This window comes from Shewanella sp. GJ50-10, from assembly GCF_055808815.1.
This window is the reverse complement of the sequence record NZ_JBVVSS010000001.1, coordinates 1,396,560-1,420,180: the sequence shown is the minus strand read 5'-3', so window position 1 is coordinate 1,420,180 and position 23,621 is coordinate 1,396,560. Positions and strand designations below refer to the sequence as shown.

Annotated in this window: 20 protein-coding genes; 14 read left to right on the top strand and 6 right to left on the bottom strand. The window is 39.6% G+C overall.

Annotated features, from left to right (window positions below; all coding sequences use genetic code 11):
• Window positions 1-57: 57 nt before the first annotated feature.
• Window positions 58-3,588: a hybrid sensor histidine kinase/response regulator gene (locus tag AC0L4E_RS05930; RefSeq protein ID WP_473678413.1), complete on the bottom strand. Its 3,531-nt coding sequence runs from the start codon at window positions 3,586-3,588 to the stop codon at window positions 58-60.
• A 254-nt stretch (window positions 3,589-3,842) separates the two neighbouring features.
• On the opposite strand from AC0L4E_RS05930, the gene AC0L4E_RS05925 reads away from it, so the two are divergent.
• The 7 genes from AC0L4E_RS05925 to AC0L4E_RS05895 all read left to right on the top strand — a co-directional run bounded on the left by AC0L4E_RS05925 (window position 3,843) and on the right by AC0L4E_RS05895 (window position 10,952).
• Window positions 3,843-5,078 (top strand): SpoIIE family protein phosphatase, encoded by a 1,236-nt coding sequence (locus AC0L4E_RS05925; protein ID WP_473678412.1) that lies wholly within the window; start codon window positions 3,843-3,845, stop codon window positions 5,076-5,078.
• A gap of 289 nt (window positions 5,079-5,367) precedes the next feature.
• Entirely contained in the window at window positions 5,368-5,760 is a 393-nt protein-coding gene (locus AC0L4E_RS05920) for an ATP-binding protein (RefSeq protein WP_473678411.1), read from the top strand.
• Between the two features lie 613 nt (window positions 5,761-6,373).
• Complete coding sequence (locus tag AC0L4E_RS05915) at window positions 6,374-6,769, top strand: STAS domain-containing protein (RefSeq protein ID WP_473678410.1); 396 nt, start codon at window positions 6,374-6,376, stop codon at window positions 6,767-6,769.
• 74 nt (window positions 6,770-6,843) lie between these two features.
• Window positions 6,844-8,052 (top strand): polysaccharide biosynthesis/export family protein, encoded by a 1,209-nt coding sequence (locus AC0L4E_RS05910; protein WP_473678409.1) that lies wholly within the window; start codon window positions 6,844-6,846, stop codon window positions 8,050-8,052.
• 10 nt (window positions 8,053-8,062) lie between these two features.
• On the top strand, window positions 8,063-9,730 hold the full coding sequence (locus AC0L4E_RS05905) for a GumC domain-containing protein (RefSeq protein ID WP_473678408.1): 1,668 nt from the start codon (window positions 8,063-8,065) through the stop codon (window positions 9,728-9,730).
• Window positions 9,670-10,323 (top strand): hypothetical protein, encoded by a 654-nt coding sequence (locus AC0L4E_RS05900; RefSeq protein ID WP_473678407.1) that lies wholly within the window; start codon window positions 9,670-9,672, stop codon window positions 10,321-10,323. Before AC0L4E_RS05905 ends, AC0L4E_RS05900 begins: the two co-directional genes overlap by 61 nt.
• 23 nt (window positions 10,324-10,346) lie before the next feature.
• Window positions 10,347-10,952 (top strand): hypothetical protein, encoded by a 606-nt coding sequence (locus AC0L4E_RS05895; protein ID WP_473678406.1) that lies wholly within the window; start codon window positions 10,347-10,349, stop codon window positions 10,950-10,952.
• Between the two features lie 251 nt (window positions 10,953-11,203).
• On the opposite strand, the gene AC0L4E_RS05890 is transcribed toward AC0L4E_RS05895, so the two are convergent.
• Entirely contained in the window at window positions 11,204-11,860 is a 657-nt protein-coding gene (locus AC0L4E_RS05890; protein ID WP_473678405.1) for an NAD(P)H-dependent oxidoreductase, read from the bottom strand.
• 451 nt (window positions 11,861-12,311) lie between these two features.
• A complete protein-coding gene (locus AC0L4E_RS05885; RefSeq protein ID WP_473678404.1) occupies window positions 12,312-12,734 on the bottom strand; it encodes a hypothetical protein in 423 nt (140 codons plus the stop codon).
• Window positions 12,735-13,028: 294 nt separating this feature from the next.
• Here AC0L4E_RS05885 and AC0L4E_RS05880 point away from each other — a divergent pair, with 294 nt between their 5' ends.
• From AC0L4E_RS05880 to AC0L4E_RS05850, 7 genes are all read left to right on the top strand, one after another.
• A complete protein-coding gene (locus AC0L4E_RS05880) occupies window positions 13,029-14,366 on the top strand; it encodes an oligosaccharide flippase family protein (RefSeq protein WP_473678403.1) in 1,338 nt (445 codons plus the stop codon).
• Window positions 14,367-14,376: 10 nt separating this feature from the next.
• Complete coding sequence (locus tag AC0L4E_RS05875) at window positions 14,377-15,435, top strand: glycosyltransferase family 2 protein (protein ID WP_473678402.1); 1,059 nt, start codon at window positions 14,377-14,379, stop codon at window positions 15,433-15,435.
• Between the two features lie 252 nt (window positions 15,436-15,687).
• Window positions 15,688-17,322 (top strand): WecB/TagA/CpsF family glycosyltransferase, encoded by a 1,635-nt coding sequence (locus tag AC0L4E_RS05870; RefSeq protein ID WP_473678401.1) that lies wholly within the window; start codon window positions 15,688-15,690, stop codon window positions 17,320-17,322.
• Window positions 17,277-17,714, top strand: coding sequence for a sugar transferase (locus AC0L4E_RS05865; protein WP_473678400.1), 438 nt, complete (start codon window positions 17,277-17,279; stop codon window positions 17,712-17,714). Before AC0L4E_RS05870 ends, AC0L4E_RS05865 begins: the two co-directional genes overlap by 46 nt.
• An 8-nt stretch (window positions 17,715-17,722) precedes the next feature.
• Window positions 17,723-19,117: a sugar phosphate nucleotidyltransferase gene (locus tag AC0L4E_RS05860; RefSeq protein WP_473678399.1), complete on the top strand. Its 1,395-nt coding sequence runs from the start codon at window positions 17,723-17,725 to the stop codon at window positions 19,115-19,117.
• Window positions 19,118-19,163: 46 nt separating this feature from the next.
• A complete protein-coding gene (tagD, locus tag AC0L4E_RS05855) occupies window positions 19,164-19,556 on the top strand; it encodes a glycerol-3-phosphate cytidylyltransferase (RefSeq protein WP_473678398.1) in 393 nt (130 codons plus the stop codon).
• Window positions 19,557-19,661: 105 nt separating this feature from the next.
• Window positions 19,662-20,939 carry a CDP-glycerol glycerophosphotransferase family protein gene (locus tag AC0L4E_RS05850; RefSeq protein WP_473678397.1) on the top strand — a complete coding sequence of 426 codons (1,278 nt, stop codon included), beginning with the start codon at window positions 19,662-19,664 and terminating at the stop codon, window positions 20,937-20,939.
• Window positions 20,940-21,075: 136 nt separating this feature from the next.
• On the opposite strand, the gene AC0L4E_RS05845 is transcribed toward AC0L4E_RS05850, so the two are convergent.
• The 3 genes from AC0L4E_RS05845 to AC0L4E_RS05835 all read right to left on the bottom strand — a co-directional run bounded on the left by AC0L4E_RS05845 (window position 21,076) and on the right by AC0L4E_RS05835 (window position 23,280).
• Complete coding sequence (locus AC0L4E_RS05845; protein ID WP_473678396.1) at window positions 21,076-21,441, bottom strand: DUF2200 domain-containing protein; 366 nt, start codon at window positions 21,439-21,441, stop codon at window positions 21,076-21,078.
• 206 nt (window positions 21,442-21,647) lie between these two features.
• Window positions 21,648-22,211, bottom strand: coding sequence for a hypothetical protein (locus AC0L4E_RS05840; RefSeq protein ID WP_473678395.1), 564 nt, complete (start codon window positions 22,209-22,211; stop codon window positions 21,648-21,650).
• A 472-nt stretch (window positions 22,212-22,683) separates the two neighbouring features.
• Window positions 22,684-23,280, bottom strand: a complete 597-nt coding sequence (locus tag AC0L4E_RS05835) for a hypothetical protein (protein WP_473678394.1) — start codon at window positions 23,278-23,280, stop codon at window positions 22,684-22,686.
• Window positions 23,281-23,621: the final 341 nt, after the last annotated feature.

Below are 23,621 nucleotides of genomic sequence, written 5' to 3'. Positions count from 1 at the left end.
ATCAAATCATAACGGCTATTTATTGAACTACTCAGGCTTCAATTACTGTGATTTAATTTAATCATCAGATTCAATATCAAACCTTTGCTTAATCTGTAATAAGCTTTGCTCTGAAACCGTAAATATTTGTTCAAACAATGCCGATAATGGCTCGTCTGTTGTTCTTGAAGCTGCTTCTAACTCAGTTGCCACTTCTGATAGCTTTTGCGCACCAAAGCTACCGGCACTGCTTTTTATGGTATGAACTTGATCTTCAATTTCTTCACGGCTTCCTTCTGGCGTCAGCTCTTTTAAGGTATCGATCCGCATTTTAGTTTCGCCATAAAACACATTCATCATTTTAGCTAAACTGGCTTTACCAACCGCATGTTGTAATTCATCAAACACTTGCTGATTTAATAACGAAGCGTCTTTAGTTTCACTCGCTGTGTCAGAATTAATGTCAGTATTAATATTAGTTTTATTATCAGTGTCATTTGAAATCGTGCTTTCATCGCTTGCCGTAGCTTCAGAGCTTTTGCCAGTATTAGGGGCATCAACAGAACTTTCATGAGAATCAGCATCAGGGCGAACTAATTGCATCCCCATACCCATTGCAGAGTCTTGTTTCACTTGCCCAAGCCAATGACTGACACCTGAAATCAAATCAGGTTTGTTAACTGGTTTGCCGATACAATCAAGCATTCCTACTGCTTTACAAGCCGCAATTTCTTCACTAAACACGTTTGCCGTCATCGCTAGGATGATTTGGTCTGGTTTATGGGCCAAAATTTTCTGACACGCCTCAAGACCATCCATCTCAGGCATTCTGATATCCATCAGGATTAAATCAAAATCATGGTTAAGTGCGAGCTCTACTGCCTCTACGCCATTATTGGCGTAAGTCATCACGGCGCCTTCGTTAGTTAACATAGTGCCTGCAACCATTTGGTTTGCAGGGCTATCTTCTGCTAATAAAATACGACACCCTTGCGGTAAACTTGCAATTTTTTCTAATGGTTTTTCATGGGTATTATCAGCAGTTGCACCACTTATAAGGCTCAGTAACATTTCTCGACTTAAAGGCTTGCTAACTGACTCTTCAATAGCCAAAGTTGAGATAATTTTTTGAACTTCATTATTAACCCCTGAAGATAGTGCCGAGATATATCCTGACTCGAACAAATAATCGCTTCTTAACAAGCCAATCTCTTTTTCTTTAGCTGCGATTAAGCAAGCATCATCTATCATCACCAAGTCAAATCGGCCACGAACACGTGTGCTGTTGAATACGCTTTTGACCTGATGTTCGTATTTAGTTTCAACACCATATTGACTATATTGCTTCTTAATTAGCTTACATACGGTTTCATCTGGGTGCAGTAATAAGACTCTTGGATGCTCTGGTAATCTCACATTGTGATTTGTGGCTTGGCTAGATTCATCTAATAACACTGATAAAGTGAACTGACTTCCCTCACCTAGTTTGCTCGATACTGATATCGAGCCTCCCATCATTTTGGCAAGCTCAGAACATATCGCCAAGCCTAAACCCGTCCCAGCATAACTGGTCGTGTGGGTATCATGTACTTGAGAGAACTCTCGGAACAACTTTTCCTGTGACGCTTCACCAATCCCAATACCTTGGTCAGTCACACGACAACACAATTCTACCTTGTCATTGCCACGATTAGGGATCCATACTTCGACGGATATACAGCCACTGGTCGAAAATTTAATCGCATTATCCACTAAGTTTTGCACCACTTGCCTAATACGCTGAGCATCACCCACCAGCATTTGCGGTACATTTCGGTTAATATAACTGGCTAAGTGCACGCCTTTATCATGAGCTTTATGAGACAAAATCTGCAGCACTTGTGCTACTAATTGATCAGGCTCGAACTCTTTTGGCTCAAGCACCATTTGACCAGCTTCGATTTTTGAAAAGTCGAGAATGTCATTAATGGTGCTTAATAAAACCGATCCTGCTTCTTTTGCGGTGCGAGCGTACATTCGCTGACCTTTTTCAAGGCTTGAATCAAGTAATAAGTCGACGCTACCTAAAACAGCGTTAAGAGGCGAGCGAATTTCATGGCTCATGGTGGCTAAGAAACGCGATTTAGCTTTACTGCCTTCTTCTGCCTGCTCTTTGGCTTGGCGTAATTCTTCCTCTTTAGACTTTTGCTCTGAAATATTACGTAAAAAAGCTGTGTAATACATTTCATCGCCAAGCTGGATCGGAATAACCCTTAACTCAACAGGAAACTCATCACCCGCTTTGTTGTGTGCAGGAACTTCTATTCGGTTATTCAATACAGGGCCTTCACCGGTCTTTCTGTGATGGTCCATGCCGTTTTTATGCGCTTTGTGAAAACCATCAGGAATAATTAAATCTTCCAGTAATTCTCCAAGGGCTTCTTCACGCTCATAACCAAATAGTTTTACCGCTGCAGCATTAAATTCTTCAACACGTCCCGCAACATTAATGGTAATTAACGCATCGTGACTCGCCTCTAATGTGGCTAAGTGAATAGATTGGGTTCTTGCTGCTGAAGCTTGCTCATTTTTAAGCTCGGAAACATCTTTAATAAAGCCTAAAAACAACACTTGGCCATCAATCTCCATTTTAGAAATTGAAAGTTCTATAGGAAACAAGTGACCTTCTTTATGCTGCGCTTGAAGCTCACGACCACGACTAAAACCAATAATTTTAGCGTCTCCACCGTTCAAATAGTCTTGAATATAACCATCATGCATAAAACGGTCTGCCATTGGCATGAGGATTGATACGTTTTCATCAATTAACTCTTCTTTTTGGTAACCAAATAGCTTGCTGACCGCATTATTCACTTCGTTAATGACACCGTTGACATCGATTATGACAAAACCATCAACGGCAGAATCGAGGATGGTATTAAGTCGCACATTTGCGCCTTTTAAATCGTGACGCTCTGCATCAACGGTTTTTAGCATTTCATTAAATGCATTGGTGGTATCAGTAATATCTTGAGTACCAGGTTCATCAACCTGCACTCCCATTTCCCCTTCAAGCACTCTCTTTGAAGCATGTTGAATATTAAATACGTGCTTAATAAGTTGTAAGCCTTGAAACCATGACAAAATAGAGATCAAAATAATAACCAGTAACATCAGCGCACTGTATTTTATCGCTACATTTTCGACGCTAGTATCAAACTCATGGGTATTTACCATTAATTTGATGTCGATACCTGTGTCATTATTCGATTCAGCCTCAACTAGCACTAGGTCCTCAGTACGGACTGACACTGCTGCATCAAGTAGTTCAAAAATACCTTTGCTGTTTCGTTGAGCGGCATACAGTCGTATATCAGCTTTGAATACTTGAACTGATTCGATATGACTTATTTGGTGATCTTCGAGGGATTGTTTGAGAAGGAGTATCGATTGACGTGGGTTATTAACATCAACACTATTCGCCACCAGAACGGCTGAGATGTGGCCTTGCTGTTGAATTTCTGTCTGATTGGCAACTTGAATGACACCCAAACTGTTATAAATTAGCATCAAGAGTAACGCCGCTTGCATTAACCCAATTGCAATGATTGCTTTTAATCTAAAAGACAAATTCCTTCTCCTAATGCAGTTTGCAAACCTATCCATATTGTTGGGTAAATACTGATTCTATATGCAATATTTAGCACACCACAACTCACTATGGAACACCTCGTTGCATTTTGCAAAAGTTAATTTGCAAAATGAAAATACACAATGTCGCACATTGCGAAATAACATCTATACCAATGATAATAAACAATAAATAATTTTAGGAACATTAATTGCTTTAAAACACTATACCCCTTTATTTCTAGGAAACAGCTATGCAAATTGCAAGTGCTCCCGCAAAAAGATTGTCTATTTTGTTAGTCGAAGACACTTTTAGTGAGCGTTATTACATTGCTAGCCTTATCAAGAGCTTCCAACCAGAAGATGTCGAATTTGTCATCACTCAATGTGAAGACGGACTCACCGCCCTTGATACCTGCAAATTACATAGTTTTGACTTAATCGTGAGTGATTGGCGAATGCCAAATATGAGCGGAGTAGAATTTTGTAAACGCTTAAAAGAATCCAATAATCCCGCCTTTTTCATACTATTAACGGGTAACGATAAAACTCAAGATATGGTTTATGCCATGGAAACTGGTGCGGATGATTACATCACAAAACCATTTCTCGCCTCAGTACTTAAAGTCAAAATTCTTGCCGCAGTAAGGCTAATACAAGCAAAGCAGTTGATTCTGGATAGCAATAAAAAACTTGAAACTCTACTCAATCATAAACAAACAGAGTTACAACAAGCTGCTGTATTACAGCAATCACTATTGCCCAAAGAAGACTTATCTTTCGATAATTGGGATATTAAACATTACTTTGAACCTGCAGCAGAACTTGCTGGAGACATATTTCAATGTTTTAAAATTACCGATGATTGGATTGGTTTTTACGTGATTGATGTATCAGGTCATGGTGCTCGTTCTGCTATGCTGAGTTTTACCTTAGCCCAAGGTTTGTCGCCACAGCGAATGGATTGGCAACTTCCACCTGAAGTATTAATGAGTCGACTGAATAACCTTTTCGACGACCCAGCCAACCTTGGCCAATTCGCTACCGTCATTATTGGCAAAATTAATACTAAAACCCATCAAATCCAAATGTGTAATGCGGGCCACCCTATGCCGCTTTTAATTTCTAAATTAGATGTGCAAACACTTGAAGTTCCATCAGGTTTACCGATTGGAATTGATAAACATAGCCACTATGAAAGTGGTGAATACCAACTATACCCAGGCGAACAACTGCTGTTATTTTCTGATGGTGTTTATGAAGTAAATCATCCTCAACATGGCATGTTTGGCTTAGAAAGATTCAAACAACGTTGTCAAGAAGCAAAGGCCATGCCTGCCAATAAATTACTTGAGCATTTAACCTATGTATTGAATTTATGGAACCAGAATGAACCTCAAGACGACATGTCGCTGTTATTGTTTACTGCGCCCATGCATGAGAACGAAGACTCACAAATAGAGCCTTTAATATCCACGCTGAGTAAATAATGCCCATCGCGAACAAATAACGCCCACCGTGAATAAATAATAAAGCAAGCAGGCTAACAATGAATCAACTACATCAGCACCGGCACCCTCTGTCCATTTTGAAGAGTGATAAGAAGTGCCATCATAAGTGCTATCAGAAATACATTTAAATAGTCAGTAAGAGGTTTAACTTCAAAAACAAACTATTAATGTCACCGACTTAATTAGCGGGATAAAGTAACCAGATAGATTTAGTACTCACCAAAGCCACAAATTTCAAATCTGTTTTAACGGCTTTTAAGGAATAATTATGAACAGTTTACAAATAAATATCGCAATAGATGACATGACTCCTGAGCAGATATACGACGACATAGAAGCTTTTTTGATCGTTAATAATATCGAGTCACAACAGCGATTTAAGCTAATGCTATGTATTTTAGAGTCAGTAAACAATGTTGTTCAGCATTGCCCAGAAAATGCTGAAACACTCACCGTTATGCTGCAAAATAATCAAGACAATATTGTCATTGATATTCTAGATAATACTGAATTCGTCGAATTATCAACGCCTAAGAAATGTCCGCAAATTGATAAACCCAACGGTCGTGGTTTGTGGATTATGGAGCAATGGATGGACCAAGTTCACAAGCAAGCCACAGTGCTAGGTACTCATTTAAGGTTCAGCCTTCAAAAGGCATAATGTGTAAAGCCTAACCTATGACAGAATGCCATGTTTCACATCTTGGCTAGCTCTATAGCAAGTCAGCCAGCTAATTAAACATTCAAGGTGATTAAATGAAATCAAAACCCGTATTACCATCTCGAAACTAAATTAAGCCGTTAGCCTTTTTTAACGGCTTATTATTTTACTCCTCACTCTCACTCCTCACTCCTCATTTCTTACTTCTTACTTCTTACTTCTTACTTCTTACTTCTTACTTCTTACTTCTTACTTCTTACTTCTTACTTCTTACTTCTTACTTCTTACTTCTCCATTGCAGCCTAAACCATTCCTACTTTGAACCTAATCATTAAATGATTTACCTCTGCGGTAAAACTTAACCCTATAGCACCTTATTCCTCCTATTTGCAGAATGCGAAATTGAAAATATCCCCCAGTTCTTCTTTTGCAAACAGCAATATATCCCTTCGCAAACAGCAAAACTGCATTAGTCACATTAACAATATAAATAGTAAATCACTGTAAAATAAGGACTAAAAAGTTGGCACACTACCTGCAAACTTCTTAGGCAAGAGTAAATAGAACTAACACAGAGACATTGTTAAGCATCATTAATTTCTAGGAGTACGTTATGAAATTTGAATTAAAAGTAGCGCAACATGCGAGCGTAGTAACCCTACCAATCAGAATGTTTATGGCGCACACACCAACTTATAGAGCCGCACTTGTTGATTATATCGATAGAGGACATACCCGTTTAGTCATCGATATGCAGCATCTTGAATACATCGATTCTAGTGGGTTGTCAGTGTTAATTTCAGCACGTAATCAAGCGCTGAACTACCAAGGTAACATCGTATTGTTATCACCGACTCCAGCTGTCAGGTCACTAATTGAATTAACTCGCTTACACCATATTTTCGAAATATTTGAAACAGAAACTCTAGCACTGGATTTTTTGCGTCACAGCAGCATCGTTGAGCAGTCTGATTTTGATAAAAGAGTTATCGCAGATTTAGCTAGCTAGCACTTATACAACAAGCTCAATCAACACAAGTAAATCAAGCAATATCTGAATCAAAACGTATAGGGAATAACGCAATGAAAACGATTAATACTCTAATTTCAATCGCAATGATCGCAAGTTTAACCGCTTGCGTGACCCCTTCGCAACCAGCGCAGCAAGACGTTTGTGATTTAGAAAAGCAATTAACCAGCTGTCATTACTTTGGTCAGCAAACACCATACAACCGAAAAGTCAGTGCAGTGACCTCAAATCACACCACTTTCCCTACAGCGCCAATATTTGGTAATAAAGCCATGATTGTCGATACTGAACAAGCCTTATCATTATCAGTTGGTGACAAAATCTCAGTTAAGATCCTGAATGGCGAAGAATTTAGTAAAGATGTTGAAGTCGATGCCGATGGTAATATTTATCTACCTTACTTGCCTGCAATTGCAGCAAAAGGCTTAACACTTAAACAGTTAAACCAATTAATTAATGACTTATTAATAGATGAAAACCTTATGCTAGCGCACGCCGTTCGCATCAGTATTTTACCTATTAGCTGGGCTCCGATTGAAATCACCACCTCAGGTGCTGTTTTCGAACCGGGTCAGCACATGATCAACAAAAAATTACCGATAGAATTAAAAGATGACGGTAGTAATTATGCAGGTGACCAAGCGATTAAACGTAGCGTGGGTGCTGCAGTCAAATCTTCTGGTGGAGTGCGCCCAGATGCCGATATATCTGCGATTAAAGTGATTCGTGATGGGCAGGTTTTCAATATGGATTTACGTGGTATGCTAACTGGTGAGAAAGTACCCAGCATGACATTAATGGCTGGCGATCATATCCATGTTCCATCAACACATTCTTTTAATGATCAACTAGCTAGACCATCACAACTGACAGCGCCAGGGATTAGGGTTTTTATGTCAAACTTAACACAACCTGCAAGTTCAAATAGCCAGTCAGCTGTTGACCGTGAAGCCACTCGCTTCCCATACGGTACACGGTTATTAAATGGTGCAATTGCAGCTAACTGTGTTGGTGGTGCTCAAACAACAAATGCCAGTCGCTACGTTATTTTAGTGACTAAAAATCCACTTTCGAACCAAATTGATATTGTTGAGCGTTCAATAGATGGACTTATTCAAAGCGCATGGAATGACCAATCAAACCCAGTGTTACTTCCAGGTGATGGTTTAGCTTGTTACGACTCACGTGTGACCAATATGCGTGAAATAGCACGAACAGTAACTGAGTTAGTGGTACCAACAACCCTTATTGGATGGTTGTAAGGAGCAATAAATGAGCCGAATTCATGATGAAGATAAGACTCATACGAGCACGGATAGCAAACAAAGCGGTAAAAACACTAGCCAAACCCCTAGTCATAATACCGCGCAACCAACATCCGTTGACCAAGTAGCCTCTGAACAAGAGGCAATAACTAGGGTTGAAACTGAACAAGATATTTCCACACAAGATGCTTCTAAAAAAGAGGCTGCCAAACAAGAACAACACACAGCAGAAGACGAGCATGTTGAACAAACCAGTTTTTCTGAATTGGCATATTTATATTGGATTAAGCGTGCAACATTAGAAGGCAGTAAACTTACCCCTAAGTTACGTAAACGCCTTTACCTTAAAACAGCGTTTGGTTCATTGCTTATCATCTGGATTTTTGCTGCCATTTTTATCTACTTGGCGCCAACTCAATATGTCAGCAAATGGGTACTTATTCTGCCGGGTGCTGCTGCAGGTTCATCGTTAAGCCTTGATAGTCTTGGACAAGCTAGCACTTCCAGCATCTCACCTTATATGAGCTCAGCCATTGACCCTCGCGAGAATTATAAAGCGATATCAATGAGCACCTTGTTAATGCAAAGCGCAGCCCATTACCTAGATGTACCGACTTCAGCAATAAATAAACCTAAGCTTAAGCTGCCAAGCCAAACCGGTTTGATGGAATATAGCGTAAAAGCAGCGAGTCCAGAGGATGCACAAGAGCGCGGCTGGGCCATGTACCGCTCATTGCAAAATATATTAACTGACCTACGTGCAGATGAAATAGCCTTGCGTGAAATAGGCATCAGAAGAGGGCTTAAAAGTTATTCAACACGTGTAAAAGAAACCCAGAATCAATTGCTAGATTTCCAATCTGAGCGCGGCTTAGTCACACTTGATCAATTCAAAGAACTTGCCATCACCATTGAGCGACTAAGACACAGTAAAGTGACCATGTTAGCTGAGCTTCAAGGGTTAAATGCCAGCTATTTTTTATACGAAAAACATTTAGGCATTAGTGATGCTCAAGCGGCCATTTTACTTAAACTGAATAACGATAAACTTTTTCAACAGCTGGTTGAAAAACATAACACCGCAAATACGCAATATATCGAGAATGCTGGGCGACTAGGAACAAGACACCCTGTGCTTGTTACCTTGCAAGCTGAGTTAGACAGTATTCTAAAAAGCATGCAGCAACGTTTTAAAATCATTATTGGTTTTCAAGATGACGAACTGCTAAAAATGCTAACCGTGAATGACTTGGATGGTCGAGCTGAAATGATGCAAGAGTTTATCGCCATCGCATCAGACCGAAAAGCAACTCAATCTGAAGTGGATTCATTAACGTCTCAGATTAATACCTGGGAGCAACGTCTTCAGTATAGTAATGACGATGCCGCTAAACTGGCAGACTTACAACGCGAGCACCAACTTGCTTCAGCAGTCCTAACTTCGGCAATGGCTAAAATGGATGTGGGTAAATCAGATATTTATACTGCCTATCCAATGCTGCAATTACTGTCGGCGCCAAGTTTACCTTCATCACCCGATAAGTTAGCTGTCATTCTCATTGCGTTCGGTGGATTGTGCGCTTCATTCATGTCACTAGTAGGATTAAGCATTTTATGGATTCGCAAACCATTACTGCGGAAAATGTTGACGAAAAAATCATCTACAACTGCATAAGTTTCAGTTACTTATTTTGGTTGTTAGGTGCGTTATATGTCATCGCACCTGTGATTGCTTGGATTCTATTTTTACGCTTATTATATAAAAAAATTGCCCGCCAACCTGCGGCTCGCATTAGTATTAGCCATTACGTTTGGGCATTAGGTATGTGGGTGATGCTGATTGCCTTGGTTGTCGGTCACCTGCAATTTGGCCTAGGCACTGGCAAGTTAATTAAGTCCTCTATTGGCTGGGCTAAAGGTTGGGCATTATTGGCGATTTTTCCAATAATAGGCTGCTTGTCCATCAGACCTGAAATTATCTACCGCGCCAGTTGTAGAGTTTGTAAGCATACTGTTCTACTCTTCCCGTTGTTCGTTTTTGCTTGGCTAGTTGGCTTGCCTAGTACATTGTACGTTTCGCCATTAAGCATTATTGGTGGGCCTGGGCCTGAGTTTTTTAGTGTCAGCCTTTACGAAATTGACCCAGGTAGTGGTGTCCCCCGCTGGCGACTATTCACCCCATGGGCTCCGGCATTAGGCATGCTGGGCAACTTGTATTTCATTTTTGCTCTGCAAGAAAAAATACAACATGGAAAAGATGGGGGTTAGCTGGCAGTTTATTAATGATACTCATGTCTCAGTCGCGTCTCGCGATTGTATGTTATCTGGCGTTAATCGGTTTCTTCTCAACACTCCGTTTTGTCCGCTCACCATGGTTATATTTGCTACTCAGTCCAGTAATGTTATTTGTCGGGGTCATCGGTGAATCAACAATATCGAAAATTGAGCAAAGTATTAGCGCCGTAAAAGCGGCGCGTGCAGACTCAACCCGAGTCAGACAGGCACTAGCCGATATCGCCGTAGAGCGGTGGTTAAACGAAGCGGTTGTCTTTGGCCATGGCATTGTCGAGCGAGGCCCTCATATGGTGGAATACATGCCTATCGGCTCCCACCACACTTGGTACGGACTGTTATTTGTTAAAGGCGTGGTCGGCGCTATCGCTTTGGCTATCCCAATGTTAGTGACCTTCATCTTCTTGCTCATAAGACTATTCAGTAACCCATTAGCAAAAGTAGGCATGGCAATTTTAATGATGCTTGGCTTATACACATTCGGAGAAAACTTAGAGATCCTAGCTTACTTATTCTGGCCAGGGTTAATTGTGCTGGGGATGGCCTTAAGAGCAGAAGAGCCAGATGATGTCTTTAATAAAGCTAAAGCCCTAGAAGTGGCATAAAGTGAAAGGCTATTTACTCAAGAAACTATTATTCAAGCTTATGTTCTGATTATTAAAGTAGCTGCGAGTGTGACTGTGTGACTGTGTGACTGCGGAGTGTGTGACTGTCTGTGACTGTCTGTGACTGTCTGTGACTGTGTGACAGCTATCTTGAGTTATGTTTTTTGGGCTTAAAGATAATCCTTTGAAAAAGAATAAAAGATGCTTTAAGTAATCTATTACCAACTTAAAGCATCATAGGTTTGATACCTTTAAAGCACAGTTAATACTTGCTCTTGCGCTAAACGCGACTTAGGTAAATTAGCATTATAATCTTCTGAGCTGTGATGGTAGCCAAATGCTAGCGCCACTTCACACTTAAATCCACCAAGTTCTTCAGCAAATATTTCGCCAATTAATGCACTATCGACACCTTCCATCGTGGTTGAATCGATGCCAAGACGAGCCAGTACATGCAAGGTATTACCTAAAGCTAAATAGGTTTGTGACTTAGTCCAAGACGCATTATTACCTTGTTCATCGGTATTTAATTCAACAAATGCGAAACCACCAAATGCAGCTTCACGATCTTCTGCTTTAGTACGTTTATCCTCAATGCCTTTATCGACGACTTTAGCGTAATCTTCACGGGTATAATTTGGATTATGAGCAAATAAAACAACGTGAGAACAAGCCTTGATGTGTGGTTGATTAAACTGAAAATTATTAGCAAAAGTGTCATGCATTCTTTGCTTAGCAGCTTCACTTTCAATCACAATAAATTTCCAAGGTTGTGAGTTAATCGAAGACGCAGATAAACGCATGGCTTCGTAGATCACTGCAAGATCATCAGCTGAAACGCGTTTAGTCGGATCGTAACGCTTTGTAGTGTAGCGATTATTTAAATCAGTAATAATTGGGTGTGTCATGCTTTACTCCGTGTGTAACTCAGTGTCTGGTTAAAATTTAAATTCTTAGTATTTGAAACAAAATGATTTTTTAAGATATTTTTCATAGCTACTGTTAGCCATAACAGTGCTCAATTAACGCCATTTGATAGAGCAGTCCATATTTGCAAGTTAATGCTGGCTCATGGTAAATGATTCAACAAATGGGGTTTTAAGGTAAATTCGGGCACTTTCCAGCCAAAATCACAAATTGGGGTATCAAGTAGCATACCGCTGTATCCTTCTATAGGACTTACCTTGCCTAAAAGCCTAAAATATCCTGATATTGATGCTGATTAAACAGCTTAAAAATTGAAAGACTTTCTCATTATTTTTGATAATAAAGTTATTGATAGAAAATTACTGCGTCAAAAAGCCCATAATCTAACGATGTTAATAGGCTCTTTAGCTACTAATTTAAAAAGCTGAATTATTATGGTATTTCAGTGGCTATTTGCTGTTTTATATAATCACACCATTCAACAGTGTCTCTCGGCGGTACTTGCGCTTCTCCGCGAACGCCAAGCTTAAATTCGATCACAGATTGCCATTCTGCTGAACCTATATCAGGTCCGTGGCCTTGACCGTCACCCGACATAACTAATCGTTCGATTTCATTGAAAAATGCTTTATCACAGGTATTTTCAGGTTCAGTGCTATTGATAACAAGGTTAGCCGCGTCGGACGGTTGAGAATTACTTGGCTCACTGGCATTACTGTCGCTTGTTGGTGTTGTTTGCTTTGCTTGAGTTGATTGAGTTGTTTGTGCTGTTTGAGCCGCTTGCTGACTGCAGCCGCTCAGCAATACGAAACTAACAAGTAAACTTATTGTCGCGACTGCCATGGAGTTGTTCATATCACTTTAACCTTAAATTAATGACTTTATTCGTTTTCTATAAACCAAAAGCCAGTTCCACATCTGAATTTAGCTTAACAAGCCAATCTTTTTTCAATATTAACGGGTTTTGCAATCTGCGAAACGCGTATCCCAATTTGCTAATCCCACTTTACCTTTAAATCACAAAACATCTAAAACCGAGATAAAACATAAGGTTAAAAATTGGCACGATAACTGTAATACCTAAGTATCGAAGCAATTTGTTTTTAGTTTCAATCAGCAAATTGCAATTCATTGTTAAGGGTAGCGGTTATGCAAAACATCACCAAGCTTCAAGTTGAACAGAAGCAATCGCTGAATCAAAAGCTAGCGCTTAATGAGATGCTAAGTCATGGCATTCGTTCATTAGGTAAAAACCTTTTATGGTTAGCCAGCGCGCAGTTCAGTGGACGAGTGGTGAGATTGGGCGCAAGTGTTATTACCGCACGCTTATTAACTCCTGAAATATTCGGTCAAGTTGCCATTGTGCTGACTTTATTCGAATTAATCTGTACTCCAACAAGACGTATCACCTCAGCTGCATTAATCCGTATGAATGACGCTGACTTTACCGATAATCTAGCCAGCGCTAACACCATTAACTTCGCATCTTGTATTAGTGCATTCGTATTAATGAGCTTAATCAGCTTCCCGTTAGCTTATTACTATCAAGATACCCAATTAATACTGCCAATTTTGTTTGTTGCGAGTAGCTACTTATTGCTTCCATTTGGCATGTTGTACGCCACGGTTAATTTACGCAATAACAATATGCGTAGAGTCGCCAGTGCCAACCTTTGGCAGACCGTTGGTGATGGCCTGTTAACCGCAATCTTAGCCCTTAGCGGCTTGGGTATTTGGGCAATTATTATTCCTAAAGTTGTCATGGTGTTTGTGTGGATTTACATCCATAAAAATGCAACACCACTACCTCATTTTACACAGCCTGTGTCATTAACCCGTGTTAAAGCATTACTTAACTTCAGTGTACCTGTGAGCTTAAGCGACTTAATCAATACATTAAGACAAAGTATTGATTACCTAGTCATTGGCTACTTCATGGGCGTTGAGGCATTAGGTGTTTACTTTTTTGCTTACAACGTGAGTTTAGGGGTCAGCTTAGGATTAGTGCAAAGCTTCGGCACCGCTTTTTATTCACATCTTTGCAGTGATAAAGATGCAGAAACCAACCAAAAGCAGTCTGCACAACAAAAATACCGTAACAGCGTTATTGCGATTACGGCTATCGCAGCCCCAATCATCATCTTGCAAACCAGTTTAGCGCCGCTATACGTTCCCTTTGTATATGGCGAGCAATGGTTAAGCACTGATGCTTTATCGGTTTTCATTTTCTTATGTTTAAGCGGCTTAGTTCGTCCTATGGCAGAAGCGGCAAGTCAATTGCTACTTGCCAATGGCCATAGTCGTTTGAACTTCAATTTAAATATCGCCATCACTGCATTGCTAACGCTGGTTATCAGTATTGCCAGCCAGTTCGACTTAGCCACAGTCGCAATGAGCGTGATGGTCACTTACTTAATCACTATGCCTTGGCTGTGCTGGTACAGCAGCCGCATCTCATTCAGTCAATCAACTGTTAAACACAGTTAAGGAAAACATTATGACTCCAAGAATCTCTGTAGTAATGCCTGTTTATAACGTTGAGAAGTTTGTAAAAGCGGCAATCGAGTCTGTACTGCACCAGACATTTGATGACTTTGAATTACTAATTATTGATGATCGCGGTGATGATCGCAGTATTCAGATTTGTAAGCAGTTTATTGGCGACCCACGCGTACATATTATTCGTCACGTTAAAAATAAAGGCTTAGCCGCAGCCCGCAATACAGGTATCCGTCACGCATTAGGTGAGTTTGTCGCATTTATCGATTCAGACGATTTATGGCATTCAGAAAAACTTGCTCGCCACGTACAACACTTAGATAGCGATAGCCAAATTGGTCTAAGTTTTTCTCGCTCAAGTTTTATTGATTATGACGGTAAGTTTATCGATTTTTACCAAATGCCTAAACTAAATGACATTGATGCAGCGCATTTACTTTGTCGTAATCCGGTTGGTAATGGCAGTGCGCCAGTTATTCGCCGAACTACATTGAATGACATTCGCTTTCAATCAATGAGTACTGCTGAGCGCTATAGCTGTTACTTTGATGAAACTTTCCGTCAATCAGAAGATATTGAATGTTGGTTACGTATTGCTGCAACCACATCTTGGAAAATCGAAGGCTTACCTGAGCCACTAACCTATTACCGCTTAAATCACGGTGGTTTATCTGCAAACTTAATGAAGCAATACGCTTCATGGGAAAAGATGATTGATAAAGCTCGTGATTTTGCGCCAATTCTGCTTGGTCGCCATGAAAAAGCCGCACGTGCTTATCAGTTACGTTACCTGTCAAGACAAGCAATTCGTTTAGGTGATGGTAAAGCAGCAGTTGAATTAGTAAACAAAGCGATTTCAACATCACCTAGTATTTTAAAAGCAGAAACAGGTCGCACTGTCACCACTTTAGTCGCTGCTTATGCTCAATGGATCATGCCTTCTTGGGGTTATATCGTCATCGAAGGTGTTGGCCAAAAATGTATTAGCGTCATTCAAAAAATGCGTATTTCTCGTGATGGTGTCACCAATGAGTTTATGCAAGATAACAAGCTTTAACTCACCAAAGGCCCTCAGCTTGTATTAAAAACTTGGGGCGTTTTGACAAGGATTTAACTCGCCGTAAATGAAACAACTTCCCTATTCTGGCTTTGCAGTGTCGTTCGCATTCTGCAAAGTCAGCTTTTTGCCTGCAAATCAAAATGGTAATAACCACCATAAAACCTATGATAAACAACACATTAAAAAACTGGAACGCTTCGTGCTTTAACAAGGTATCAGACTTAATTAAATCGTCCTTGTGAGGCCAATATGAAAACAGCACACCTTGAAAAAGCTCACGACCACACTCCCATAACTATTGTCATGTTTGACTGGATAGTCGCTTTTTACGTGATGATAATCGCCAGCCCAATTTTCATATTTAAAGTGATCACCTTAGCTTGCTCAAAGCACGCTGTTTTCGAAACCTTGTATATTCATGCAGAGAATAAAGAAGTGGCAATTCGCCTATTCACTCAGGGGCGTTTTAAATCATTGCCTTTATTTTATAGCGTCTTAAAAGGTGATATTGGTTTGCTCGGTAGCGCGTTTGAATATGCTGTATTCGAAGCCACTCAAAACAACAGCCGTCCTGGTATTTTATCTATTGAACAGATGCAGCGTCGTATGGGCGTTCAACACATTGATTCAGCATCACATTCATCGACCGGTTTATTTGGCTACATGGTTAATATTTTAAAGTGCTTATTCAGTAAGCTTATTGTGGTATCCACTCAGCTTAATTACCCAGCACAATTTAACTTGTTAGGCGTGAACATTGATAACAACAGCATGAGTGAGAGTGTTGATTTGTTAATCCGTTCATCTCAGTCAGCAGTGACTAAACAGTTTGCCTTTGTTAATGCTGATTGCTTGAACATCGCTGCCACTGATAAAACCTATCGCGATACTGTTAATCAGTGTGACCAAGTTTTTGCAGATGGAAGTGGGATACGTATTGCTTGTCAGCTACATCATATTGGCCTTAAAGATAATGTGAACGGTACTGATATGTTACCGCTACTGTGTAAGCAAGCTGCTGAAAAAGGCATTTCACTGTTCTTTTTAGGCGGTAAAGAAGGCACCGCTGAAGAAGCTGCTGCAAATCTTAAAAAACAATTTCCCACTTTGAATATCGCCGGCTGTCATCATGGTTACTTAAACCAAGCCAATGTTCCCCAAGGAACTGAACAACAAGTGATTGAGCAAATTAACCAATCAGGCGCTCAATTGTTATTGGTTGGAATGGGCGCTCCTATGCAGGACCAATGGATTAGCGCGCACAAAGCAGAGCTAAATGTCGGCGCAGCTATGGGTGTCGGTGGTTTGTTTGATTTCTTTGCCAATAACGTATCAAGAGCGCCTATTGCAGTAAGACAAGTGGGTATGGAGTGGATTTGGCGCTTAGGTCAAGAACCTAAACGCATGTGGAAACGCTATGTTGTGGGTAATCCTGTATTTCTTGCTCGTGTTTTAAAGCAAAAACGTTCGACTAATATGCCTGCAAGCAATACTTACTCAAGCAATAATAACCCAAGCCATACTTACCCAAGCAATAGTCGCTCAAACAACACGAATTCGAACTACGCCAAGTCAAACTTCGCTAATTCAGCTAATCAATCACAACCGATGCAGTCAACTTTAGGACAAGTTACAGCGAATAATAGCCGTCGTTGGTACTTCTTTGGCATCAAATGTGGCCAATTTGCAAAACGCACATTCGATATCGTTGCTGCTAGCATTTTGCTAATCCTGTTGGCACCACTATTCGCCTTTACAGCCTTGAGTATCCGTATTGAATCGAAAGGAGCCATCTTTTTTCACAAACTCGAAGCGGCCGAAATAACCAACCTTTTACCATGTGGAAGTTTCGTTCGATGTACATTGATGCTGAAGCAAGACTAGAAAAAATCAAACAAAACAATGAAATGCAAGGTGGCGTACTGTTTAAAATGAAAAAAGATCCTCGCATTACAAGTGTTGGAAAGCTTATCCGCAAAGCTTCAATTGATGAGTTACCACAACTTTGGAATGTATTAATTGGTGATATGTCACTAGTTGGCCCAAGACCTGCACTACCTAATGAAGTAAGCCAATATCAGCTAAGTGATCGTCGCAGATTGGGAGTTAAACCTGGTATTACTTGCATATGGCAAGTAAGCGGACGTTCAGATATTCCTTTTGATAAGCAGGTAGAGCTAGACATAGATTACATCTACCAGCAGTCACTAAGAGAAGATATCACTCTGTTATTGAAAACTATTCCAGCAGTACTTTTGGCGCGAGGCGCCTACTAGGAGACGTTATGCAGGCTATCGTATTTGCAAACAGAAACGGAAATGAATTAGCCCCTTTAGATCAGCAGTATTGCCCTGCTCTATTGCCACTCGCCAATAAAGCATTAGTGGAGTACACCTTAGAGGATTTAGCTGCAGCTGGAATAACAGACGTAAAAATGGTTATCAGTCATGAAGCTAAAAAAATTGAGTCGCAAATTGGTAATGGTGAGCAATGGGGATTAACCATTCATTACTTTCTGTGTAAGCCTGAAGAACAAGTCAACAGCGTACTTTCACGGATGAATATTGATAAAAGCACACAAGCATTAGTTGTCCGCGGCGATATGCTACGCAGCCCTTGTTTAGCGCGCTTTATTGAGTTTTCACGCTTGATGCCATCAAAGTTTGTCCACGCAAAAATGGCGCAACGAAATCCAGCAATGATGATGTTACCTGCAGGTTGGAAGCATAACCAATTACTAAATTGGCCGTTAGAAACCACAGAGGTAGACCATAAAAATAGCGTGGCGCAGGTGCTTCATGGCGAGTGCTTCTACATCGATAGCCTAGCCGCTTATGTTGAAGCTTCAGACTATGTCATTAACAGCCAAGACTTTTGTGTGAAAGGCCGTGCGATAAATACTAAAAATGCGCAAAAACAATTAGTGGTTGAAGCCCAATGTCAGTTGCCTGATTTATCTGAAACCCAAGCTTTTGGCGCTATTGGTGAATACACCAAAGTCTCTAATAAAGCTCAGTTATCTAACGCAATTGTGGTTGGAGAATACTGCTTCATTGAAGACAGTCAAATCCAAAACAGTATTATTTTACCTAACACCTATGTTGGGCCGCAGTTAAGTGTTGAAAATAAGATTATCTCGCAAGACTTAATCATCGACCCACAGACTAACAGCTGGACCAAGGTGGAAGATCAAAGCCTAATTGCTAAATCTACCCAAGAAGCGACCAACTATAACGGCATTTTTCAGCGCGGCGTGTTGCTAATGCTGTACGTATTATTATCGCCACTGTTGCTGACTCTTTTTTTGGGTTCACTAATCCTAAAACCAAGAAAACCCATAGTCTCTGAAACAGTGATTAATAACGAACAACAGCCAGTTAAAGCCCATAAGTTTAATATCAAGAACCCTGGCTTTGCTTTATTACCACAGGTTTGGTTAGTGGTTAAAGGTGACCTTAATTTATTCGGCGCTTCAACTAAATATCAGAATAAACAAGATGGCACTGCCACCTACGGAGTTTATGGCCCCGTGCAGCTTAATTTTGATGAAAATACCCCAATTGAAGAAGTCCAAATGGTAGAGATGGAATTCGAGCAATCAAAAAAACCATTGTATCTAGTGAACATGTTGCAAAAGCAATTTGATAAATCCAATGCAGCCATTGAATTTAAAAGTTAACGGTTAAACCGATATCAACATGCCTCTTAATTAAAGGAATACTATTATGAAAACCATCATCACTTACGGAACATTTGATCTATTTCATTTTGGCCACGTTAGATTACTCGAGCGCTTAAGCAATATGTGCGATCAGCTGATTGTTGGAGTTTCAACCGACGAATTTAATGCCCTTAAAGGTAAAGCAGCATTTTTTAGTTATGAACAACGAAGCGAGATTATCGCAGCTTGCAAGTTTGTGACTAAAGTCATTCCTGAGCAAAACTGGCAACAAAAATCGACAGATATTGAACGTTATAACGTCGATGTATTTGCCATTGGAGATGATTGGGCTGGTGAGTTTGACCACCTTAAAAGCCAATGCGAAGTACTGTATTTAACTCGAACTGATGATATTTCAACAACCGAAATTAAAAACAATTTGGCGGTAAAGTTATAACCCATTGATGTTTTTTTGAGGATTTATACCCGTTGCTAGTCGCGTTGCTGATGATTAATGCTATCTTTGTATTTAAAGGATTTTTTAATATCACGGAGGCATAACATGAGCCAATTCATTTTCAATTGCATTAGATATGTTGTGACTAAAACCGTGTATTTCATTGCAGGTTTTAGCCCTCGTTCGCGCAAAGCGGTCATGGGGTGTTATAAAAACAAATTTGCTGATAACAGTAAGTATTTATTCTTACATTGGCAGCAAGCAATGACCATCAGAGCCATTTGGATAAGTGGCAACAAAACATTAGTTAGCCAGCTTAATCATCAAGGTTATGAAGCCTATTACCGCTGGAGCGCAAAAGGAATTTATCATGCGTTAACGGCTAAGTATTACGTATATAACAGCTATATTGGCGATGTGAATCAGTATCTAGCAAAAGGCGCAATTAAGATAAACTTATGGCATGGCTCGCCTTTAAAAAGAATCGAATTTGATATTAATAATGGCCCGCTTTTAAAGGTTTATCACCCTGAAACCCTGCAAGATAAGTTCATTTCTAATACCCAATTTCATCAACAAAAAGTGCGCCCAGATTATATGATTGCCCCAAGTGATTTAGTCGCGAGTCTATTTGCAGGTGCGTTTAAAATGAGCCCACAACAAATGATTTTAAGCGGTAATCCGCGCACCGATTATTACCGGCGTTATCCGCAAGCAAATCAAAAATCGAACCAGCAAAATCACTCATTAATTGAAGGGCTTAAACAAACTTATCAAGTAAAACAGGTGCTATTGTATGCGCCATCTTGGCGAGACAGTACTTTGCTTAGTAACACTAAAGCGCACTCATCGACTGCTGCCGATAGTAACCCACACTCCCAAATTAACCCATACACTCAAGCCATCGACTTTGAAGCGCTGTCCGCATGTTTAGTTGCAAATGAGCAATTACTCTTACTCAGACTTCATCCCAACGAAGCAGAGCTTGCTAAAGCGATAGATAGTCACCCCAATATTCTCAATATTTCGGACTGGCAAGACACTTATGAGATCATTAATGATGTAGATTTGCTTATCACCGACTATTCATCGTTATACATTGATATGCTGCAAACCAAAGCTGACATTGTGTTTTTTCAATTTGACCAACAAGAATACCAAACTGACAGCAGACAATGTTACCCCTATGCCGATGATTTACCGATGGCGGGTGAAGTACTAACGGACTACCAGCAGCTGGTCGATTACTTGCAGAATTTAAGTCAAAACCCAAATATTACTTGTTTAGCAAGCAAAAAAAATAGAGCTGAGTTAGCTCAGCTCTATTGGCAATATCAACACAATGAATGTTTTATTGCACTGGATAAATTAGTCAGTGCATAACCTCACAGCGTTACAATGATCATAACTTTGATTATTTTTAAACTCACCCTGTGGACAGAAATGAATTTGTAATTAACCTTGGCTCATGTGCCATTTGATTGAAAAATAATTAAGTTTACTCTGGCGCCACTTGTTCTTATTCTGATCTTAGAATTTTTTCCATCTTACGACCTTTTGCAAGCTCATCAACCAGCTTATCTAAATATCTCGCTTGTTGTGTTAAAGGTGTTTGAATATCTTCAACTTTATAGCCGCAAATTTTTCCTTTAATCAGATGCGCATTTGGATTAATCGATGCATCGGCAAAGAATTCTTTCATCGTGGCTTCATTTTTAATAAATCCTTTTACTCTTTCTTCGCTGTATGAAGTAAGCCAAGTGATCACTTCATTTAGCTCGTCAATCGTTCGCCCTTTCTTTTCGACTTTCGCGACATATAGCGGATAGATCATAGCAAATGACATATTCATAATTTGCTCATCTTGCTTTTGTGTTGTCGTCATAATTTAATCTCTATTTATCTTAAACTTAGCAGGACTGCTTTGATTTTGAATTTTACAGGATAAAACCATGTCTTTCTTGATTGGGTATATCTAGGCATTTTAGCCTCCTCAAAGTGATGAGGAGGTGTCTACTAAACTGGGGGAAGATCATGTTCCGTTTAAAGTGCTTGTTATACGTATAGTAAGTTGCTTAAGCGTTTCTACGATTAATCTACAGGTAGCCACACTTTACTGAAGTAGCGACCGTTATTTTTTTCTGCTAAAGACTGACATTTTTTGTGTGTTGCATTAAAAGCTTTCGTAAACCCAGATAAACTAACATTAAATGACGGTTTGTTGGCAATTTGCACTAGTACTCTATTTCCAGCTTTAAAGTCTGTAGCTATCTTATCCGTTACTTCTTTCGCATTACCTTTTTCATTCCCCCATTCTATTTGAATGAAGTTATTCGAAGTTAATGAACTTGCCCATGCATTTCTGCTTATAGCTTCTCGCTTATCTACGCGAATTTTCAATGGATATGTCCTACCCGTTCGAGTAATACTACTGCTATGGAATGCAATTGAGGGTTCGTAATATTTTCCGAATGGTGCCATTCCACATTTCAGGCTTAAAAATTGGCCATTTACACTTTCTGTTCGATACATTGTAAATTTTTCATCTGTAAATTCATCTTTGTAAAAATCTTTATACCAAGCTGAATTAGCAACGGCATTACTAGAAAAAATAAAACTTGCAGTAGCAAGTGCAACCAACTTTAATATTTTCATATATTATTTATTCCTTTAATGTTCGATTCTAGTAATGAGATAGGGTAAAGGCGTATTGGTTTTGGTTTGCCAGTTTCGGGATCAAGAAACCTTGTTTTTGGTTCGGCAAAACAATAGTGATTCTCATTTTCTCCTAACTGTGGAATTAGGCAAGCATCAGTAAAGTTTTTCTGCGTTGTATTTTCAACTTCGCCTTTAAACCTCATAACCTTGAAAGTATATATAGTCATATATTCAAGATCATTAATACTATAATGACCATTTGATATACGATTTTCAGACATTATTTCATGTAACATTAAACGTTCTCTTATTTTATATTTTCACATTAAATCATATACTGAAATCCGAATTTTAAATATGATTCAGATACGTATAACGCCTTGCTAAGAGGCAAAATATAGTTGGTTAAAATTAGCGAGGCACGAGCAAAAAGCCAACTGTATTTTGTCCTGCTTGAGCAACTTGTTAGCTACATTCTCATGCGCGGAGCTCTAGTAGGTTGCTTAGCTTGCTCTTGTTCTTTTTTAAGCTTTATTTTGAGTTCTTGTTCTAACTCTATAGCTTCAGCAAATTCCAAAAGTGTCATGCATTTTGATACTTTTCCATCATGGCTTACACCTGCTACCATTCCAAAACTACCAGAGCCAGCATCCGAATTATTCTTATGGGATACAAATAAGTTTATATAGTCTATAAACTCATTTTTCGGGACACCAGAATATAATGCTTCAGCTGTATCTACATTGATTTCAGAAAAGTATTCCTGAGTAATGATATTAATATCAGTGTGATCGAAATTAGGCTCCCCATAAATAATAAAATGATGCTTACTTATAGGTTCGAGATCTAATTTAGCTTTTTCAAAATCTATAAATTTAGTCAACTCATCTTTGATGCTTTTCCAGTCTCTTTTGAATTCAATTAAAACCCAATTAGCTGCATTTGCAAAAATTGCATCCCCTGCTTTTTCATGATTTCCATCTAAGGGAGCCACAAATGTTTTTAGATCGACATGTTTTTGAATAAAGTAATACTCGACCGTTTTTTCCCACCATAAAATACTCATATTAAGACTCCAAAATTGATCGTGAAATAAGTAGGGTCAGAGTAAACTTTATTTAGCTTTAATACACTCCCTAACCTATTTCGGGGCAAAGATGAGCTAGCTCTTAAATTTGTAAAACGCATTCTTGATTATGATCGTCACCCTCAAAATTCATTTCCAAACTTCGTTTGAATTAGGATCAAGGTCGTGGCGCTTCGCCCACACCAGACCAAAAGGGAGTGAACGGCAACTCCCTCTTGGAACACCCACCCGCCCCTACGAAATTTTCTGAAAAGCGAAAAATTTCAATGGGGACTTTCATAGCGTTAAACTTTATCTGTAGCCAGCTTCGGCAAGCTGCA

What these genes read in the sequence shown, in the direction of transcription:
- AC0L4E_RS05910 (WP_473678409.1), top strand. Translation starts at nt 6,844, where the DNA reads ATGAAAACGATTAATACTCTAATTTCAATCGCAATGATCGCAAGTTTA.
- AC0L4E_RS05840 (WP_473678395.1), bottom strand. Translation starts at nt 22,211, where the DNA reads ATGAAAATATTAAAGTTGGTTGCACTTGCTACTGCAAGTTTTATTTTT.
- AC0L4E_RS05850 (WP_473678397.1), top strand. Translation starts at nt 19,662, where the DNA reads ATGAGCCAATTCATTTTCAATTGCATTAGATATGTTGTGACTAAAACC.
- AC0L4E_RS05925 (WP_473678412.1), top strand. Translation starts at nt 3,843, where the DNA reads ATGCAAATTGCAAGTGCTCCCGCAAAAAGATTGTCTATTTTGTTAGTC.
- AC0L4E_RS05875 (WP_473678402.1), top strand. Translation starts at nt 14,377, where the DNA reads ATGACTCCAAGAATCTCTGTAGTAATGCCTGTTTATAACGTTGAGAAG.
- AC0L4E_RS05845 (WP_473678396.1), bottom strand. Translation starts at nt 21,441, where the DNA reads ATGACGACAACACAAAAGCAAGATGAGCAAATTATGAATATGTCATTT.
- AC0L4E_RS05865 (WP_473678400.1), top strand. Translation starts at nt 17,277, where the DNA reads ATGTGGAAGTTTCGTTCGATGTACATTGATGCTGAAGCAAGACTAGAA.
- AC0L4E_RS05880 (WP_473678403.1), top strand. Translation starts at nt 13,029, where the DNA reads ATGCAAAACATCACCAAGCTTCAAGTTGAACAGAAGCAATCGCTGAAT.
- AC0L4E_RS05835 (WP_473678394.1), bottom strand. Translation starts at nt 23,280, where the DNA reads ATGAGTATTTTATGGTGGGAAAAAACGGTCGAGTATTACTTTATTCAA.
- AC0L4E_RS05890 (WP_473678405.1), bottom strand. Translation starts at nt 11,860, where the DNA reads ATGACACACCCAATTATTACTGATTTAAATAATCGCTACACTACAAAG.
- tagD (WP_473678398.1), top strand. Translation starts at nt 19,164, where the DNA reads ATGAAAACCATCATCACTTACGGAACATTTGATCTATTTCATTTTGGC.
- AC0L4E_RS05920 (WP_473678411.1), top strand. Translation starts at nt 5,368, where the DNA reads ATGAACAGTTTACAAATAAATATCGCAATAGATGACATGACTCCTGAG.
- AC0L4E_RS05870 (WP_473678401.1), top strand. Translation starts at nt 15,688, where the DNA reads ATGAAAACAGCACACCTTGAAAAAGCTCACGACCACACTCCCATAACT.
- AC0L4E_RS05915 (WP_473678410.1), top strand. Translation starts at nt 6,374, where the DNA reads ATGAAATTTGAATTAAAAGTAGCGCAACATGCGAGCGTAGTAACCCTA.
- AC0L4E_RS05900 (WP_473678407.1), top strand. Translation starts at nt 9,670, where the DNA reads ATGGATTCGCAAACCATTACTGCGGAAAATGTTGACGAAAAAATCATC.
- AC0L4E_RS05885 (WP_473678404.1), bottom strand. Translation starts at nt 12,734, where the DNA reads ATGAACAACTCCATGGCAGTCGCGACAATAAGTTTACTTGTTAGTTTC.
- AC0L4E_RS05905 (WP_473678408.1), top strand. Translation starts at nt 8,063, where the DNA reads ATGAGCCGAATTCATGATGAAGATAAGACTCATACGAGCACGGATAGC.
- AC0L4E_RS05860 (WP_473678399.1), top strand. Translation starts at nt 17,723, where the DNA reads ATGCAGGCTATCGTATTTGCAAACAGAAACGGAAATGAATTAGCCCCT.
- AC0L4E_RS05895 (WP_473678406.1), top strand. Translation starts at nt 10,347, where the DNA reads ATGTCTCAGTCGCGTCTCGCGATTGTATGTTATCTGGCGTTAATCGGT.